Genomic DNA, 16844 nt, shown 5'->3' on the forward strand with positions numbered 1-16844 from the left:
TATGGCACAACTAATAAGACTATTTAATTCTGACTTGATAAAACTAAAAAGAACTTACATAGTACTAATACACTTTTGTATTGTATTAGTAGGAATAGGCTTATTTTTAGGATATTACAATATTTCAGGTTATGATAGTATATCAAAAATAGTAGCATATTTACAAGTTATAGCTATAGCTTTTCCTTTATTATCAAGTATTATGTGTTCAATGTGTGTTGAACAAGAATATTACTCAGGAAATTATAAGTATATACTAACAGCATCTAATCCAAAATACCTTACACTCATGAGTAAATATATAATTTTAATATGCCTTGGTTTTGGAGCAACATTAGTTTCTGTTTTAGGTTTTAAATTTGGTATAAATACTATTTTTAATGATAATCTTTTTACACTAAGTTTTTATATGATTTCAATTTTAATTTTAGTTGGAAGTAATCTATTTGAATATATATTACATTTATTCTTAAGTTTGAGATTTGGAAAAGGAGCATCAATTGGAGTAGGTATAGTGGAAACTTTACTCTCAGCACTATTACTAACTGGACTAGGAGATGGTATATGGCAATATATTCCTTGTGCATGGGGCGTTAGATTTGTAAGTGTTTGGGCATCTTTTTCAAGTTCTAAAGAAATTGAATCCATTCAAGAGTTTCAGTTAATAGGTTTAATTTGTGGTTTTGCAACTATTTTTGCATTTGTAATTTTATGTATTTGGTTTTCTAAATGGGAAGGTAAGAAATCTGAAGAATAAAATAACTAATTGTTTATTTAGATTATTTGTATTATTATATTATAGTATAATTTGATAGCATAAAAGAGATAAAAATAATCAGATACATAGTTGTTTATTTGTTAATTAAACTGTTTGGAGGATATGATACGAATGTTTTGGGAAAAAAAGTTTAATAATAAAAAAGTTGTAAAGTTAAGAACTATTTTTGTAAGATATTTATCTGTATTCTTTGTTATAACAATTACTTTGGGAATTCTTTTAGTATTTTTGTTTTCTGTGTTATTATCATTAGGAGTAGTATTGCCATCCAATTATGCAGAAAAGCAAATCTATAAATATAAAGATGAAATTATTTCAAGTGAAAAAGTAACTAAAGATATAATACCAGATTTTTGTGATTATGGAATCTATACTTTAGATGGTAGATTAACTTCAGGAACTTTTAATAATGAAGAAGCAAAAGAAACCTGGAATTTAATGAAAGGTATCGAAGTAAAAAGCGGACATTCGTCAGACAATTATATAAAACTTTTTAGACCAAATGAAGTCTGTATAATAAGATATGATATAGTATCAGAATTCAATTCTCCAGCTTTAAGAAAATATTTACCAAAACCAGAAGTATTAGGGATTATTATTTTTGTTATAGCATTTTTTATTGAAATGGTTATACTATCAAAATCCTTTGGTAAAAAAATTAATGCAAAAATGGACCTTTTGAAAAATGCTACAGAAAAAATACAACAGCAAGATTTAGATTTTACAATAGAGTCTAGTGATATTTATGAAATTGACAATGTTCTTTTTTCTATAGAAAAAATGAAGTTAGCATTAAAAGATTCTTTAGAAAAGCAGTGGAGACTGGAAGAAACTCGAAAAGAACAGATATCTGCATTAGCACATGATATAAAGACACCATTAACCATTATACATGGAAACACTGATTTATTAATTGAAATAAATGAAAATGCTGAGCTATCAGAATATATGGAATATATAGCAAATAGCGCTACTCAGATAGAAAAATATATTAATACTCTAATATACATATCTAAAGCAGATAAAGGTTATATGATTAATAAAGAAAGTATTAATATTGATAAATTTATAGAGGATGTTTTGGTGCAAATAGAAGCACTCTCCAGTACAAAAAGTTTAAGTGTGGAATTTTATAAGCAAGATGATTTACCTAAGAATATAATAATAGATAGAGAATTATTATTTAGAGCTATTATGAATATAATTTCAAATGCTATTGATTATTCAACAAATCAAAGTAATTTATATTTTGATGTATTAGTAAATCAAAGATACTTAAAATTTGTAATTACAGATTGTGGAAGAGGTTTTTCTAAGGAAGATTTATCAAAAGCTAAAGAACAATTTTATACAGGTGATTTAAGTAGGAACTCTAAATCTCATTACGGTATGGGTCTATACATTGTAAATAATATTGTCCAAAAACATAATGGGACTTTGTATATTGAAAACTCTATAAAAACTGGTGGTGCCATGGTAACAATTGAAATACCAATAATTTAATAAATAATATCCATTTTTTAAATACCTAAATTTTATATTATAGGTATTTGCAAAATGGATAATTTTTTTGAATTTTATATACTAGTTAAATCTGATAAAAAGTTTTCAAACATAACCCCATCATTTCTATCGGTATCAAATTGAGATGTGTAATTTATAGTTTTATATATAAAGTCAGTTGCTGTTTTAACAGCTACTCCTAAGTCATGGTTATTCACTAGCATACCACAAAGTATAGATGTAAATATGTCTCCTGTTCCGCTATAAGAGCAATTATTGTATTTAACTGATGTAAAAAATATATGTTCAGTATCTTTATCATAAGCTAAATTTAATATATTATCATCTTCTAATATACCTGTGATTACAACTTTACTAGGTCCTAAAGAAGATACAGACTTTGCAATATTTATAAGTTCATCTCTATTATAATCCTTTTTTGTATAGTCATTTCCAGTTAAGAAACAAGCTTCTGTTAAATTAGGAGTAGTTAAATCTGAATGTCTAACTAATTCTTTAATTTCATGTCTCATTTCTTCTGTAAAGATTGGATACATAATTCCATTATCACCCATTACAGGGTCAACTACAATAAAAGCATTTGGATAATCATTTATAAAATTTGCCACTATTTCAATTTGATGTTTTGAACCTAAAAAACCACTATATATACTGTCAAAGTTGACTTTTAAATTTTTCCAAACAGTTGAATATTTTACCATCTCATCAGTACAATCTAAAAATGTAAACTCAGGATAACCAGTTTGACTTGAAAGTATAGCTGTTGGAAATGGACAACATTGAACCTTTAATGCTGAAAGTATAGGTATAGCAACTGATAATGAACATTTTCCTATTCCAGATAAGTCATTAATTGCTGCGACTTTTTTTTGCATAAAAAACCCTCCATTAGTATGTATTAATCATAATGATAACAAAATATTTATATATATATATATTACTATAAAAAAAAGAAAAAAGTAGATTATAAAATAAAAATTTGTAAAAAAAACAGTGTATCAATACAATTAATTTTTAATATTGGACATAATAAGATAGAGAATTATTAAATATGAAAATTATTGTATATAATAACAGCTTTTTTGTGAATTTATTCGTAAGGTGTACTATTTGGGAGGTGTAGCTTTGAAAATACTGAAAAATAAAAATAAGTACATCAAAGGTATAATGGCATTTGTATTTTTATCTTTAGCTACTACAGCAGGTGTATTTTTAATTAATGATTTAAGTATGAAAAATATGAAAGAAAAAGTTATAGAATCTGCTACTGTTGAAGGTGATGATGTAAAAGACCAGTATAAGCTATTGCTTGAAAATTTATTTGACTACAGAAATAAGGCAATATTGGAGAAAAATGAAAATATTTTAAAAGGCCTTTATGAGACAGAAAAAAAGTTTGGTCTTTGGGCTTATGAAAATGAAGTAAAAAAGATGAAGTATTTAGAAAATTGGTCTAGTAAACAAGGTGTAAAGTTTAAAGATATAAAAACAAGAGTAAAAGTTAAAAAAATAAAAGAAAAAGAAAAAGACTTATATGGCATAATATGTTCTGTATCAACTGAGTATAAGTACTCATATGAAAATCAAAAGGACAAAGAAAATTCATTTAGAATAGGTACATATCATTATCTAAATGTAAAAATCATAGATAATCAATATGTCATAACTAAAGAGTGGTATACAGACCCTTTTGCAGATTCTTTAAATTTAGAAAATATAAAATCTGATGATATAAGAAGCTATATTGGTCAACAAAATGCTGTAGAGCTACAGCTCACAGAGGAGCAAAAGAAGGCTATAGATTATGCACATAAATACTGTGGAGCAGCAGCAGACGAAGAACATGGTATGAAGTTTAATCCAAATTATAGAGATTATAATCCAGAAGGTGGAGATTGTGCCAACTTTGCATCACAGATAATGTTTGAAAGTGGAAAGTTTAAGAAAAATTCAATTTGGAATTATAGTGAAAGAGCAGGAACAAAAGCATGGGTAAATGCACAAGCTTTTAAAAATTATGCTCTCTATAGTGGAAGAGGCTCATTAATAGCTAAAGGTTCTTACGAAGATGTTTACAAAGAAGCTTATAATCTACGTCCTGGAGATTTTGTAGGATATGAAAAAAAAGGTAGAATAACGCATGTTTCAACTGTAACAGGATTGGATTCAAGAGGATATCCTTTGGTAACCTGTCATAATACTGATAGAATGCTTGTGCCATGGGATTTAGGTTGGAGTGATAAATCTATAAGATTCCATATAATAAAAATAAACTATTAAAAATTTATAAAGAAAAATAAAGTATAAAAGATAACAATGATTTAATATTATAAATTAAAAAAAATGCTTATTAATGTATAAAAATAATAATAATTGACAAACATAGCTATATGTGATAAAGTAGTAATAAGGTTACAGGAAATAGTAGCTAAATAATTGTGTTTTTTTAGGAGGATTTATTAATGAAAACTGGTGTAGTTAAATGGTTTAACAATGAAAAAGGATTTGGATTTATATCTGTAGAAGGTGAAGGAGATGTTTTCGTACATTTCTCAGCTATAACAGGAGATGGATACAAATCATTAGAAGAAGGACAAAGTGTTGAATTCGAAGTAGTAGATGGAGCTAAAGGTCCTCAAGCTGCTAATGTAGTTAGATTATAATTAAAAATTCATATATATTAGTATTCTAGTAATATGACAGATAAGCCGCTAATCGTTTAGCGGTTTTTTCAGTTTTTTGGAAACTAAATTAATTTCAAAATAAATTAAAATTATTAAAATAAAGGCATTAATAATAAGATAAATATGTTAAAATTAATAGTGTAGAGTAAAATTATTATGGCTAAGTTTAAGTTAATTAACCTCTAGTTAATTTTCTATAAAAAGAATAAGTGACGCTGATAGACCATACAAAAATATTAATAAAGCATAGACATTTAAAGCTATTAAAAGAAAAACGCTTGTTACAGCGTATAGTATCTAAAAAATACTTAGAAAATGAGAAAGGAGAAAGTTACTGCAAAAAAGTAACATTATGAATATTGGATAATATTTGTAAGTTTTCAGTAACGGTGGGTAGTGTAATGAACATATTATTCTTTCTAACACCAAAAAGTGAAGTAGCATATATATATGAAGACTACACTATAAGGCAAGCCCTAGAAAAAATGGAATATCACAAATACTCTGCGATTCCAATAATAAGCAAAGAAGGTAAATATATTGGAACTATAACAGAAGGTGATTTTTTATGGACATTAAAAAACGACTTAAATCTGGACCTAAAAGGATTGGAAGATGTTCCAGTAACAGATATCAATAGAAAAATGGATAATTCTCCTGTTTCCATCAATGCAGACATTGAAGATTTAGTAATAAAATCTTTAAATCAAAATTTTATTCCTGTTATAGATGACCAAGACACATTTATTGGGATAATAAAAAGAAGAGATGTAATAGGTTATTGCTATGAGATAATACGTGGATATAAAAATTTAGCAGATGATAATTAGAAAAATTTTTGAAACTTTTCAAGTTTCTACTTCTATTCTTTGTAATAAAAGAATAATAATGTGAAATTAAATTCTTAAACTTTAATATAAAAGCTGTCTTTTCTAAGAATTATAGATAAGACAGCTTTTTTTATCTGTTGCTTTATTATTAGTCGTTGTATTTTACAAGATTTCCATATTTAGCGTTAAGAGCATTTATTTTATTTCCATAAACTTCATTTTGTTTTTGGTATAATAAACTTTTTTCAACTTCAGCTTCAACTTCATCAAATGTAGATTCTGTACTTTCTTGAAGGTCTTCTAACTTTATTATATGGTATCCAAATTGAGTTTTAACTGGCTCACTTACTTCACCTTTAGCCATAGAGAATACAGCTTCTTCAAACTCAGGAACCATTTGTCCTCTACCGAATGTTCCTAAATCACCACCCATATCTTTAGATGGGCAAGAAGAATGTTTAATAGCAGCATCTTCGAAAGATATTTCTTCTGATTTTATTTGAGCAAGTATTTCTTTAGCTTTTTCATCACTATCTACTAGTATATGTTTAGCAGTTGCGCTTTCTGGTTTAGAAAAAGAGCTCTTATTAGCTTCAAAGAATTTTACTTTTTCATCTTCTGTTACATCAACACTAGATAAAACTTTATTTATAGCAAATTGCTTTAATACATTTGCTTCTATCTTTTTCATTTCTAATTTAAATACTTCTTCTTCATCTAATTTTTCTTCCTTAGCATCTAAGAAGAATAGTTCTTGGTTTACTAAATCATTTAATAAATGTTTTTTTCCTTCTTCAGTTTTAAATTGCATTGCTTGATAAGGGTCTAATGATTTTAATGCATTTTCAATATCGATATTAGTTATCTCTTTTTCTCCAACTGTTACTAAAACTTGTTTTTCCATATTTTCCATAATAGTTAACTCCTTTTATAGTGTATTTCATTATTAATATAAAGCTACCAACTTAAATAATATCAGAAAACGATGTAGATGTCTAACATTTAAAGTCATATTAAGTCAAATAGACTTAAATTTAATAGAACAAGGTGATTACAGTCAATAAAATTGAGCCCATAATTCCCACTATTCCTTCTTCATGTTTAAATTTAAGTGTTTTCACTATTGAATAATAAAAATATATTCCAGTAAAAACTATCTTTAGATATAAGAAAAGTAAACTCTTTGGATATATTAAAAAACTAAAAAGAGTAAACATAAATGCAAGTAAAGTGCTTATCCTGTAAAAGAAATCTATTTGTGTAATGTCTTTATATTTTATTATAAATCTTGAATATAAAATGATGTAAATAATTGCAACAATTGTATAAGCAGTAAATAATGTATTTTCAAGGGTACCATTTGAAATTACTATCCACTTATACCACATAATTGGCCAAAAAAATAGTGCTAAGAACTTAAAATAATTATCAAAAAACTTTTCTTTATACATTCATCAAACAACCTTTCTTAAAAAAGCATGTATTTGTTTTTAGAATTTTAAATAATGTGCTATCATTATTATATATTAATATTGAGTTTATAGAAACCAAAATTTGCTAAAATAAATATATAGATTTTTGCTATTAAGTCAATTAAAATCACTACCATTTTATTATGAAATTGGATCAAATATGTAGAAATATGGCAAATTAGTTAATACAAGATATTTATTATTACCAAGTGGTAAAGCTTGTTTTTTTAATGATAAGAATTCCAATCTTTTTTGAAAAAATTTGATATCTACATTAAGTATGTCAGCCATTTCATAAACACAAGTAATACCAGAATTAATTATATTTATTATATCTTCTTCTGTAATTAAAAATTCACAAGCCCATTTTAAAGCTTTATTTTCACATTTGTCTATAATGATTTTTGTGTAATAATCGTTATAAGAGGATATATAGTATCCAAAACTAGTGAAATGATGTCCAAGTTCCTCTGCTAATATGGATGTAAGTTTATTGGTATTTTGTTTTAAGTTATTGAGTAATGATATAACTTTTGTACCATGTTTGTTTATATATAATCCTTCTAAGTCACCTGCAATATGAGTGGTATAATGAATTACTATCTCTTCTTGAGAAGCTAATTCAAAAAGTTTATCCAAATTATTCATAAAAATCCCCCTAATATAGAATGTATGTTTGATGAAAAGTTATATTAAAAGAGCAGAGAAATAAATCTGCTCATTATATAGTTTATTTTTTTTTATATTTATTTAGTAAAAATTCTATATAATCATTAAGTTGTTCTTGAGCTTCTTCAGGCAAGTCTTCATGTGGATTTTTTCTATGTGCCGCAACAGTGTCAATATTTTCCTTAACCAAGGTTCTTCCAAGAAGGTAATCAACTGATACATTAAATACATCAGCCAATTTATTTAAAATATGTTCATCAGGAAATCTGTTTTCTGTTTCATAGTATCCTAAAACTCTTTGAGAAACTCCTACTTTTTCACCAAGTTCTCTTTGAGTAAATCCAAATTCCTTTCTAAGTTCTCTTAATCTTTTGGCAAACATTATAACACCACCTTATGTATAAATTATAACAAATTGTTCTAAAAATTAAAACTAATAAAAGAAAAAAGAATAATTTTTTCTAAAAAATATTGATAAAGAACAAACAATTCTATATAATGGTAATAGATAAGAACAAAATATTCTTAATTATACTAGGAGGAGAAAAGCATGTTTAAAAATAATTTAAAAGATTACAGAGAGTCTATCAGTCTGGCACAAGCTAAACTTGAAAAAAGTAGGAATTACAAATAATTATGTATCGAGAATAGAAAGAAACATAAAAATTTATGATTCATTTTGCATAAAAAAATTCTGTTATTTTAGAACAAAATATAGCTAAAATTTTTTGAATATATATAGAACAAAATGTTCTTTAAAGATTGTGGAATTTGCAATAATACTATTGATTATAAACTATCATTATAAAGTTAAAGCTAAAGACAATAAAATATAAAAAGGAGAAATATAATGGATAATAAAAAAGATATATTACTTAAGGAAATAGATGAAAGATTACATAATTACAAGTATTTGGATGTAAAAATAAAGAATATTAACCTAGATATAAAAAGATGTGAAAATGAATACTTTGGATGTGGAGCTGTAGTTTATACTGAAAAGACTAGTACTACATATAATATAAGCTCTTCTGTTGAAAATGAAGTTGTAAAAAAAGAGGAGAGATTAAGAAAATTAAAAATAGAAAAAGATGATATAGAAATAGAAAAGGAAAAAATAGAAAATGCTTTAACTTGTCTAAATGATATGGAAATGGAATTTTTTAATCTATTCTATAATAGTAAGACAAAAAATAACATGACCTATATTTCTATGAAATTGCATTTAGATAGAACTTCTTGCTACAACTTAAAGAAAAAGATGATTTGTAAGCTAAGTGAAATATTATAAAAAACATAACACTTTTACAACACTTTATACACATTATAGCAACAACAGCCCCTAAAATATGTGAGATAATGTTATTGTGAAAGAAATCTATAGTGAGGGAGGTGAGGAATTGAAAAATATGATATTACCTAAAAATATAGAGGGAACATAACAATAGAGAAATTAGATGTATCTTTAAAAATTACTTATGCTACTCATAAGAAGATTGTCACATTAAGTAAAAAAATATTTAGTGATAGAGTGGTGATTATTTGCTTAAATACAAAGAAATATTAGAAACAATTATTGATATACTTAAAAAAAGTTTTGATGAAAGTATTTTTATTGATGATGAAAGTGTGCAAGGCTCTGAAGGGTCTTGTTTTTTTGTAAGTATGGTATCAGCTCTTTGTACACCCATAATGTTAAAGACAAACAACAAAGATGTTGTTATGTCTATAAAATATTTACCAAGACCACAATCAAATAATATAAGAATGTATGAAGTTTCAGATGAACTTGATAAACTATTTAATAGAACTGTAAATGTAAGAAATAGAAAATTAAATATAACTAAAATTGAACAAAGTATTAAAAAAGAAGAGTCAATTTATACATTGAACTTTTCAATTACATTAAACTTTCTTGATAGTATATATGAGGAAGAAGAAGTATATGAAAATATGGAAGAAATAAATTTAAACTTAGGAGAGTGATAGTATGGCTATAGGATTACCAAGTATCAATATATCATTTAAGGAGCTAGCTACAACTGTTAAAGAGCGTTCAGCTAGAGGAATAATTGCAATAGTGCTTAAAGATACCAAAGCACTAGGATTCAATGAGATACATGAAAAAGAAGATATACCAGCTGATTTATCTGCTGAAAATAAAGACTATATAAATATGGCTTTGATGGGAAATGTCAATGCACCAAATAAAGTATTAGTTTATGTGTTAGGAGAAGAGGAAGAGGTTCAAAGTGCCTTAGACTTTTTAGAAACTAAAGAATTTAATTATTTATGTATGCCTAAAGCAATAGAAGCTGATAAGACTGTTATCAAAAGCTGGATAATTAAACTTAGAGATACAGACAAAGTTAAAGTTAAAGCTATATTGGGCAAAGTTGCAGGAAATCATGAGGGAATAATTAATTTTACTACAGAAGATGCACTAGTTGGAACAAAGAAGTATAGTGCTGATGAGTTTACGAGTAGGATAGCTGGTATTATAACAGGGACACCTTTAAGTCAATCAATAACTTATACTAAGCTTAGTGATGTTGTTGATATACCTAAAAGTACTAAAGCCGATGCAGAGTCAAAAGTTAATAATGGAGAGCTTATCCTTATTAAAGAAGCTGGAGCTATAAGAATTGCTAGAGGAATAAATTCTTTAACTGATTTAACTGAAGAAAAAGGAGCGATGTTCCAAAAAATCAAGATAGTTGACACTTTGGATATTATACATAGTGATATAAGAAAGGTAATTATAGATGACTATATAGGAAAAGTTACTAATAGTTACGATAATAAATGTCTATTAATAGTATCTATAAAAAGTTATTTAGAAGAACTAGAAAAATCTGCTCTTATAGAGTCCAATTCTACTGTTGAAATAGATTTTGAAGCACAAAAATCGTATCTGAAATCAAAGGGAATAGATTTATCTTATATGACTTCACAAGAAATAAAAGAAGCTAATACTGGCTCTAAAGTATTTTTAAAAGCAATAATAAAAGCACTAGATGCTATGGAAGATATAGATTTATCAATAGAAATATAGGAGGATTGTTAATATGGCAAATATGGAAGCTAGAAATGTAATGAGTGGTACTTGGGGAGAACTTTGGCTTGATGGAGATAAAGTAGCGGAAGTAAAGAAATTTCAAGCAAAGATGGAATTTACAAAAGAAGATATTATAATAGCAGGTCAAATGGGAACTGATACGAAGTATATGGGATATAAAGGGAAAGGCTCAATAACTTTATATCATGTTAGCTCAAGAATGCATAAGTTAATTGGAGAGAAAATAAAAAGAGGTTCTGAACCTAGATTTGTAGCTATATCTAAGTTAAATGACCCAGATTCTTATGGAGCGGAAAGAATAGCAGTAAAAAATATAGCTTTTGATGATTTAACTTTAGCTGATTGGGAAGTTGGAGTAAAGGGAGAAATAGAAGCTCCTTTTACATTTACTGAGTATGACTTTCTTGATATAATTTAGTTTTGTGTGAAGAGTTGATAAGTATAGATAGTTAATAAATATAAATAGTCAGTGAATAGAAATTTATTGATAAAGGAGTAAATAACAATGAGTGAAAATGGATTACAAAAAAATATAAATATAGTAGACTTACTTTTAAATGCAGATACAGAAAATTTAGAAAGACCAAGTACTATAGTTGAACTAAAAAGATTATCTAATATATTTGGCCAAGAGTTTAAAGTAATGTGTAGAGCATTGACAATAAGTAAAGATGAAGAGATACAAAATACATGTCTTAAAATTGATGAAAACATGAAAACAGATATAGATTTGCCAGAAATGCAGATGCTTACAGTTATAGAAGGTATATGTGATTTAGATGGAAATCTTTTATTTAAAAATAAGGAGTTAATGGATAAATTTAAGGCTCCAACTCCAAAGGAATTAGCGAGAAAGCTATTGTTACCAGGTGAAATTACTAATTTATATAGAATCCTTCAAGATGTAATGGGTTATGGTAAAAATGCAGTAATAGAAGAGGTAAAAAACTAATAGGGACGGATACTAAAACTACAATAATGTATTATTATTGGAAGAAAAAAGGTATTAGACCGTCCCTTTTTTATGCAATGGATAAAGGCGAATTAAAGCTTATTGAAGCTTTTTTCGCCTTAGAAATTGAGGAAGAAGTTGAGAAAATGAAGCATGGATATGGAGTTTGTCCTTTGACGGGAGGTGGTATATAGTGGGTAATGTAAGAGAAGAAGGTATAAATATGTATCTTACAGATAATTACACTCCAAAGATGAATCAAATTATATCAGTAACGGATACTTTTAGAAGAGCAACTGTGGCGGTTTCACTTTCAACTAATGTGATGGCTAGTAGTATAAAAAATTCTATTGGAAGTGCAAGTAGTAGATTAAATAGTTTGAATTCTTCTTTAAGAAAAGTTCAGACTACTGCTAGTAGTGCAAGTTCCACTATGACAAAGTTAAGTTCTAGTATAAATGCTACTTCAGGAACGATTGGAAGTTTAAATGGAAGTATTATGAGACTAGCAGTAACTATAGCTATGATTATTGATTATTTTAGTAAGCTGATTCAAAAGAAAAATGAGTTTAATTCAAATCCTATAATTACATTAATATTTAGAGTTAAGAATAATGTAATAGAAAAAACTAATTCAAAAATAAGATCCTTAAAAAGTCTTGCATCTAATATAAGGTTAAAGATAGAAAGTTTTAGTGTACAGAAAGCTATCGATAAAGCACGTAGTCTTTCAGAACAATTAAAACAACTGACTAAAAATCGTTGGCAAGGAATTGTTAATCTTAAAGATAGGGCAAGTAGTATTATTGGAAAAATTTTACCTAAATTAATGTTATTTAAAGGTTCGCTTTGGAGAGGTGTAATAGCTATAAAGGATATGGCAAGTAGTATTATAAGTAGGGTATTTCCTAAGTTAAGATTGTTTGCAGGTAAGGTATGGAACGGTGCAATAGCTGTAAAGGACATGGCGAGTGGAATACTTAGCTCTATAAAAGGGAAGATATCAGATTTGACGAATGGTGTTACTATAAGTGTTGCTGTGAAAAAGGGTGTTGACTTATTTGGTCAAGAGCAAAATCAGAAAGTTGTCCTAGAAAGTGTAATGAAAAGAAATACTGGGAGTACTAGTAAAAAAGATGTTGATAAGTATTATGATCGTTTAGTAGATATGGCAAATGATACACCTTTTGATCCTGAAGATGTTGTTGCAATGGGAACTAAAGCTAAAATGATTAGTAATATTACTGGGGGTAAAAAAGAAGAAGATATAACTCAGGCTATGGTAGATGTTAGAGCTTTAAATATGGATACAAGTAGCACACAAGATGTATCAGCAGCTTTTTTAAGTGCAGCAAAGGGTAATATGGAATCTCTTAATACTTTGGTAGGAGAAAATTATAAAACTTTTGATGAAGCATTGGAAGGTATAAGTATAAAGCAGATAGGATTAGCTAAAGAAATGAGTAATACAATACCAGGTATAATAGCAGGTGCTCAAACAAGTATTAATAATGGTTTGAAGAGTATTGTTAAACCTTTCGATGATATTTTAGGTCAAGGAATAGGTAAAATAAAAGATTTTATAGAGAGTGGATTAGGAAATTTAGCTGGTTTATCTGAAAAAATGGCTGGTAAGATAGGCAATGTAATGAATGGTAAGGTGATTATTGGTAATAAATATGACCAAATGCAGTTTAGAAGTATGAAAAGTGGAAAAGAGTTTTCTGATTCTAATGAATATAGAATTTCTAATGCAGTTGAAAAGCGAAAAATGATGGCTGAAAATAAACAAGAAAATTTTGAGAATCATGCAGCAACAATGATAGGGAATGCTCCAAAAGCAATTGTTAATACAGGAAGTACACTATTACAAAATATTGACTTTACTGCATTGATAGATTCATTATTACCAGTAGTAAACTTAGTAAATAATTTACTAGACAATATAAACAATAAATCACCAGTTGCACAAGGGTTAATAAGTATATTTGGAACGATAGTAACTACGGCATTTCAACTAATCGGGCCTGTAGTTGAGGCTGTTAGTCCTATTATCACAAGAATTTTTACTTTCTTAGGTGAATATGCTCCCCAAATAAATAACTTTATACAGACACTAGGTGTTATCTGGGAAACAGTTTGGGCAACAATAGGACCGCTTTTAGAGGATGCTTGGATTATTGTAGAACCAGTTTTAGGGGGAATTTTTAGTCTATTTAATGATATATGTAATATTATAAAAGACGTTTGTAAATGGTGGCAAAATTTAATTGATAAAATTAATAAAAATCCAATTATTGATACAGTTAGGTCTATAATTGATGACTGGAATTCAGGTGCAAATAAATCTGGTAATAATGCATTTGGATTAAATTATGTACCTTACAATGACTATCCAACAAGGCTTCATGAGGGAGAAATGGTCTTAACTAAACAAGAAGCCAATCAATATAGAAGTGGAAAAAGTGGTGGAAATATAAGTATAGCAAAATTAGCTGACACAATAGTAATTAGAGAAGAAGCTGATATAGAAAAAGTTACATCAAAATTAGTTTCAAGTATAAAAATGGCACAATTGGGAGGTGTATTATAATGGAAATATGGCTTAGACAAGCAGAAGATAGATTTAGATTTCCAGTATTTCCATCTTCCTTTAGTATTAATGGAAAAGCTGCTGTAAACTCTTCTAGTATACTCAAAATAGGTGAAATAGCAACTTTTGGAGGTGTAGCTCTTAAAAGTATTTCAATATCAAGTTTTTTTCCAAATAAAGACTATACTTTCTGTGATTATACAGGTTTTCCATCACCATATGACTGTGTAAATAAGATTGAAAAATGGATGAATGAAGGGCTTATATTAAGATTTATAATTACAGAAACAAATATAAATATGGAGGTCATAATTGAGGGTTTTAGCTATGAAGAAAGAGATGGGACTAGAGATGTGTATTTTACATTAGACTTAAAAGAATATAAGAGAATAAAAATACCAAAAGTAACTCCAAAAAAATAGCTATTATGGATAATAAGTTGTAAATAACTGCTGATAGAGTTAAATGAAAAGGCAGGTGATTTTTATTATTAAAATTTGGGTACACATAAAAAATGGAAGTATATATGATATAACTGATATAGTAGATAAAGTTTCTTGGTCAGGTGATTATAAATCTCCATCAAGAACTCTAGAGTTTTCAATAATCCAATCCTCTTTTGATGTGAATTTTCAACAAATAGATATACCAATAGCTAGTACGATTTGTTTCTATTTAGATGAGAAAGAGCTTTTTAGAGGAATGATAATTAATAGGTCTAAAGATTCAAGTAGTAATGAAATTAGTTTTGTATCCAAAGATATGGGATTTCTACTTACACAAAGTGAAGTGTCATACAATTTTAAAGACAAGTTAGTTGAAGATATAGCAAAGCAAGTATTTGCTGAAAATAAGCTTGCAGTTGGTACAATAGCAAAGACTAATGTTAAGTATACTAAGATGTTTATAGGAGTAAATGGATATGACACGATAATGAGTGCATATACAGAGGCAAGTAAAAAGACAAAGAAAAAGTATATGATAGAAGCCAATTTAGATAAGTTTAATGTTATTGAAAAAGGAACTGTTACATTAAGTGTTATGTTTGAAGAGGGATTTAATATTATAAATACCACCTTTTCAGAGAGTATGGAAAATGTAAAAAATAAGGTAATAGTAGTAGACCAGTATGGAAGTAAAATTAGTGAAAAAATAGATAATGAAATTTTTAAAGAAGTAAATGTAATAATGCAAAAAGTAATTCAGAAACAAGAGAATCAAGATGTAGATGTGGATAGTGAGTTTAAAGGTATAGAAAAAAGCTGTTCTCTTAAAGGTTATGGAGATGTAAGTTGTATAACTGGTAGAGGGGTAAAAGTTAAAGATTCTTATACAAAGCTTGTAGGACTATTTTATATAGATACAGATAAGCATACCTGGCAAAATGGAGAGTATCAAATTGAACTTGAACTTAATTTTCAAAATCTTATGGATGAAAAATCAGCAGGACAGGATGAACCTAAGGAAGAAAGTAATTTAGGAGGAGAAGGTTATGTAGGAGGAACGGAGTTTGCTACTATATTTACAGCCTATTATCCTGGACCTGGTATAGAAGGTGGAGATACAGATTGTAGAGAGAAAAAGCTCAATCCATCTAAAAAGACATGTGCTGCACCTATGATTGGAGCTTATGAAAAGCCTTATTACACAAAAGAGTTCTTATCAAAACATCCATTATTTAAATATGGTGATGAAGTAAGACTTGTAACAGGAGTTTCTGGACGTGATGGAGTTTATAAAATCAATGATAATGGTTCTGCCATAATTATAGAAAAAGATGGAACTTATCATATCGATGTTTTAGTAAAAAATGCAGAAGAAATGAAAAAGTTTGGAAAGAGAAAAGGAAAAATTATTCATGGTGGTTATGCTGGTAATGTATCTGATAAAGCTAAAATAGTAATATCAGAAGCAAAAAAACATCTAGGCAAGCCTTATAAATGGGGAGGTAATGGGCCAAGTAGTTTTGATTGTTCTGGATTAATGGTCTATTGTTTTAAGAAAGTTGGTATTAATCTTCCAAGAACAGCAAGACAGCAGGCTAGAAAAGGCAAGGCAGTAAATAAATTAAGTTTACAAACAGGAGATTTAGTTTTCTTTTCAAAAAATGGGCCTGAAGGTGAAATAACACATGTTGGTATGTTTATTGGAAATGGAGAATTTATCCATGCTCCACATGAGGGTGATGTGGTAAAAATAAGCAAGTTAAGTGGTAGTTATTACACTAAAAACTTTGTGACAGCTCAAAGAGTTTTATAAAAGG

General features: G+C 27.7%; 17 protein-coding genes. 13 read left to right on the forward strand and 4 right to left on the reverse strand.

The window, feature by feature from the left end; translation table 11 throughout:
• Position 1 precedes the first annotated feature (1 nt).
• Entirely contained in the window at positions 2 to 757 is a 756-nt protein-coding gene (locus KGF52_RS07065; RefSeq protein WP_227839605.1) for a lantibiotic immunity ABC transporter MutG family permease subunit, read from the forward strand.
• A 132-nt stretch (positions 758 to 889) separates the two neighbouring features.
• Positions 890 to 2281: a sensor histidine kinase gene (locus KGF52_RS07070; protein ID WP_227839606.1), complete on the forward strand. Its 1392-nt coding sequence runs from the start codon at positions 890 to 892 to the stop codon at positions 2279 to 2281.
• A 74-nt stretch (positions 2282 to 2355) separates the two neighbouring features.
• On the opposite strand, the gene KGF52_RS07075 is transcribed toward KGF52_RS07070, so the two are convergent.
• Entirely contained in the window at positions 2356 to 3177 is an 822-nt protein-coding gene (locus KGF52_RS07075) for a pyridoxamine kinase (protein WP_227839607.1), read from the reverse strand.
• A 250-nt stretch (positions 3178 to 3427) separates the two neighbouring features.
• Between KGF52_RS07075 and KGF52_RS07080 the strand changes: the two genes are divergently transcribed.
• The 3 genes from KGF52_RS07080 (at position 3428) to KGF52_RS07090 (ending at position 5816) form a co-directional block, all read left to right on the forward strand.
• Positions 3428 to 4582: an amidase domain-containing protein gene (locus KGF52_RS07080; protein ID WP_227839608.1), complete on the forward strand. Its 1155-nt coding sequence runs from the start codon at positions 3428 to 3430 to the stop codon at positions 4580 to 4582.
• A gap of 182 nt (positions 4583 to 4764) precedes the next feature.
• Positions 4765 to 4965, forward strand: a complete 201-nt coding sequence (locus KGF52_RS07085; RefSeq protein WP_227434262.1) for a cold-shock protein — start codon at positions 4765 to 4767, stop codon at positions 4963 to 4965.
• A gap of 422 nt (positions 4966 to 5387) precedes the next feature.
• Positions 5388 to 5816, forward strand: a complete 429-nt coding sequence (locus KGF52_RS07090) for a CBS domain-containing protein (protein WP_227434263.1) — start codon at positions 5388 to 5390, stop codon at positions 5814 to 5816.
• A gap of 148 nt (positions 5817 to 5964) precedes the next feature.
• Here KGF52_RS07090 and KGF52_RS07095 read toward each other — a convergent pair whose 3' ends face one another.
• The 3 genes from KGF52_RS07095 to KGF52_RS07105 form a co-directional block, all read right to left on the reverse strand.
• Positions 5965 to 6720 (reverse strand): peptidylprolyl isomerase, encoded by a 756-nt coding sequence (locus KGF52_RS07095; protein WP_227827479.1) that lies wholly within the window; start codon positions 6718 to 6720, stop codon positions 5965 to 5967.
• Between the two features lie 709 nt (positions 6721 to 7429).
• Positions 7430 to 7936: a hypothetical protein gene (locus KGF52_RS07100; protein ID WP_227839609.1), complete on the reverse strand. Its 507-nt coding sequence runs from the start codon at positions 7934 to 7936 to the stop codon at positions 7430 to 7432.
• An 82-nt stretch (positions 7937 to 8018) separates the two neighbouring features.
• A complete protein-coding gene (locus KGF52_RS07105) occupies positions 8019 to 8339 on the reverse strand; it encodes an XRE family transcriptional regulator (RefSeq protein ID WP_227434265.1) in 321 nt (106 codons plus the stop codon).
• A gap of 468 nt (positions 8340 to 8807) precedes the next feature.
• Here KGF52_RS07105 and KGF52_RS07110 point away from each other — a divergent pair, with 468 nt between their 5' ends.
• The 8 genes from KGF52_RS07110 (at position 8808) to KGF52_RS07145 (ending at position 16840) form a co-directional block, all read left to right on the forward strand.
• Positions 8808 to 9248, forward strand: a complete 441-nt coding sequence (locus KGF52_RS07110) for a hypothetical protein (protein WP_227839610.1) — start codon at positions 8808 to 8810, stop codon at positions 9246 to 9248.
• 251 nt (positions 9249 to 9499) lie between these two features.
• Positions 9500 to 9943, forward strand: a complete 444-nt coding sequence (locus tag KGF52_RS07115; protein ID WP_227827233.1) for a DUF6838 family protein — start codon at positions 9500 to 9502, stop codon at positions 9941 to 9943.
• A gap of 4 nt (positions 9944 to 9947) precedes the next feature.
• Positions 9948 to 11012, forward strand: coding sequence for a phage tail sheath subtilisin-like domain-containing protein (locus tag KGF52_RS07120; protein WP_227839611.1), 1065 nt, complete (start codon positions 9948 to 9950; stop codon positions 11010 to 11012).
• A 13-nt stretch (positions 11013 to 11025) separates the two neighbouring features.
• Positions 11026 to 11454, forward strand: coding sequence for a phage tail tube protein (locus KGF52_RS07125; protein WP_009896262.1), 429 nt, complete (start codon positions 11026 to 11028; stop codon positions 11452 to 11454).
• An 87-nt stretch (positions 11455 to 11541) separates the two neighbouring features.
• Positions 11542 to 11988 carry a phage tail assembly chaperone gene (locus KGF52_RS07130; protein ID WP_227839612.1) on the forward strand — a complete coding sequence of 149 codons (447 nt, stop codon included), beginning with the start codon at positions 11542 to 11544 and terminating at the stop codon, positions 11986 to 11988.
• Positions 11989 to 12181: 193 nt separating this feature from the next.
• Positions 12182 to 14581 (forward strand): hypothetical protein, encoded by a 2400-nt coding sequence (locus KGF52_RS07135; RefSeq protein ID WP_227839613.1) that lies wholly within the window; start codon positions 12182 to 12184, stop codon positions 14579 to 14581.
• Entirely contained in the window at positions 14581 to 15003 is a 423-nt protein-coding gene (locus tag KGF52_RS07140; RefSeq protein ID WP_227839614.1) for a phage baseplate protein, read from the forward strand. The genes KGF52_RS07135 and KGF52_RS07140 overlap by 1 nt, the downstream gene beginning before the upstream one ends.
• A gap of 55 nt (positions 15004 to 15058) precedes the next feature.
• Positions 15059 to 16840, forward strand: a complete 1782-nt coding sequence (locus KGF52_RS07145) for an NlpC/P60 family protein (protein ID WP_227839615.1) — start codon at positions 15059 to 15061, stop codon at positions 16838 to 16840.
• The last annotated feature ends 4 nt before the right edge of the window (positions 16841 to 16844 follow it).

It is taken from the genome of Clostridioides sp. ZZV15-6597 (assembly GCF_020657815.1).
In the GTDB taxonomy this organism is placed as follows: domain Bacteria; phylum Bacillota; class Clostridia; order Peptostreptococcales; family Peptostreptococcaceae; genus Clostridioides.